The sequence below is a fragment of the Amycolatopsis vastitatis genome (assembly GCF_002234595.1).
Classification (GTDB): Bacteria; Actinomycetota; Actinomycetes; order Mycobacteriales; family Pseudonocardiaceae; genus Amycolatopsis; species Amycolatopsis vastitatis.
In genome coordinates this window covers 1-1914 of sequence record NZ_NMUL01000103.1, presented here as the reverse complement: position 1 = coordinate 1914, position 1914 = coordinate 1, and the positions used below count along the sequence as shown (strand labels likewise).

The window sequence follows — 1914 nt, the reverse complement described above, 5'->3', positions numbered from 1 at the left end:
TCTTGGCCGGCTCGGCACGTCAACGGCCTGACCTGACCGGTATCGGCGACCGGCCACCAACTGGTCGCCGATACCGGCTGTCGCACCTCGTCTCCCGTCGGAGCCGATATGCACGCTCATCGGCATGAGCGGACATCGGGATCCTCTGCTGTTCGCCGGACCGAGCTGGGACTGACCTGCCGGTGAGTCATCTCTCAGGACGCTTCGATCAGTCTCATTGTGGGAGGGATGCTCGGAGCCGGCCGATGACTCGCAGGATCTCGGTGCGATGCTTGGCCGACTTCAGCCATGCCGGAGCCGGGCCAGCATGGTCATCCCGGGATGCTCGCCGCGTTCGCGGAGCCGGGCACTGACGTATCTCTCCAGAATGTCCAGGTGGCATTCGTTGAACGCCCACAGGGTCTGGCCTCCGCAGTAATCTGCTCGCAGTCACAGCGGTTGACGGAAGTACGGATCAACCGGACCGCCCCAGCACGAGATCGTGTGCTTGGCCTCACCAGGCCAGTTCCTGACGTGGCCACAAGGGCGGCACACCAGCCGGCGAGGCCACCGGATCGAGCAGGGGCTACGCGGTTGCCCGTCAAGCCACGGCGTCACCTCGGCGCGGCTTTGGCATACCGGACACCCCACCGGCTGCTCACCTTCGCGAGTCAAATCTTGACCAGCGGCGCTGCATGCCTGCGGGTTGTGGGTCTCGCCGGCGCGTTCACCGCGCTGGTCACTGGCACGATCGTCGCGGCCGGGATCGTCCGCATCGACATTGGCCCGGTTCACGTCACCGTGCGCGACAGCGGCGAACAATCGCGACGGCGACCAGCAGCCCAGCACGCCGACCCTGACCGGTCTCCGCTGGCAGGGCGACGCCGGCGGTCTCCGCCTCTGCGCCTCTCTCCAAGCCCGCGTGGTGCGTGGGCCAAGGGGCTCGATGTTCAGGAGAATGGATGTCATAGCGACCGAGTCTGGGGCTTCCGCTGATGGCGCTCACGAGTCTTCCTCACGCGGGCACGATGCCGAACCCGAGCACCACAGCCGCTGACACCACCACGTGTCCCGGGGCCAGGTCTTCTGCCGTTGCGGCGCCCCCGGCTCCGTGCCCGCGGTACTGCTGCCGCTCGTCCGGGTTGACATCATCGATGTGCATTACCGCGCCCAGCCGGACACCTGCCGCCTCGGCGTAGAGCTCGGCCTTCGCCTTGGCCGCCGCGACCGCTTCGCGCCGGGCCCGTGCACGGAGAGCCGGTTTGTCCCGGACGTCGAAGTCGACGCCCTCGATCTCGTTCGCGCCGGCGGAGACCAGGTCGGTCAGCAACGACGGCAGATCGTCCAGCGCCGCCGACTCCACCACGAACGAGGCCGAACTCTCATAGCCCAGAAACTTCCGCTGCTGGCCGTACTCCCATTTGCCACCGAGTTCGATCCGCGAGCTCTCGACCCCGGCGTCCGGGACGTCGTGTCGCCGGAGCGTCGAGCGGATCTCGTGCACGGCCAGCCCCGCGGCCTCGAAGGCGTCCGATGGCTTCTGCTCCAGGCACACGACCTTGAACCGCGCCCGCACCACGTCCGGGGCCGCCTTGACGCTCGCGGCACCGTGTACCGTCACGCCCCACGGGCGTTCGATCATCTGCATGGGGCCCAAGTCAACCACGAATCAGAGCGGGTTGAACTCGCCCAGCAGAGAAACGCAAAAACCGCCGTCCACGTACTCGGCCACCGCACCGGTCGGTGCGGCCATGCCGGCCATCGTCCGCTCCTCGGCATGACAGGACGTTGGTTTGCGCTGCAGTCCGAACGACCGGTGCAGGTGATCGTCACCGGATCGGCATCGTGCGGCAGCAGGTGAGCGTCTTCGGTTGTAGGCTGCGGAAGTGGTCGGGATCCGGGGGCAGCTCGGCAAAGGTGAGCTGTTCGGTGTGG

General features: G+C 67.3%; 1 protein-coding gene. It reads right to left on the bottom strand.

Features of this window, described 5'->3' with window-relative positions; translation table 11 throughout:
* Nucleotides 1–994: 994 nt before the first annotated feature.
* Complete coding sequence (locus CF165_RS49465) at nt 995–1627, bottom strand: SIMPL domain-containing protein (protein WP_093954530.1); 633 nt, start codon at nt 1625–1627, stop codon at nt 995–997.
* Nucleotides 1628–1914 lie beyond the last annotated feature (287 nt).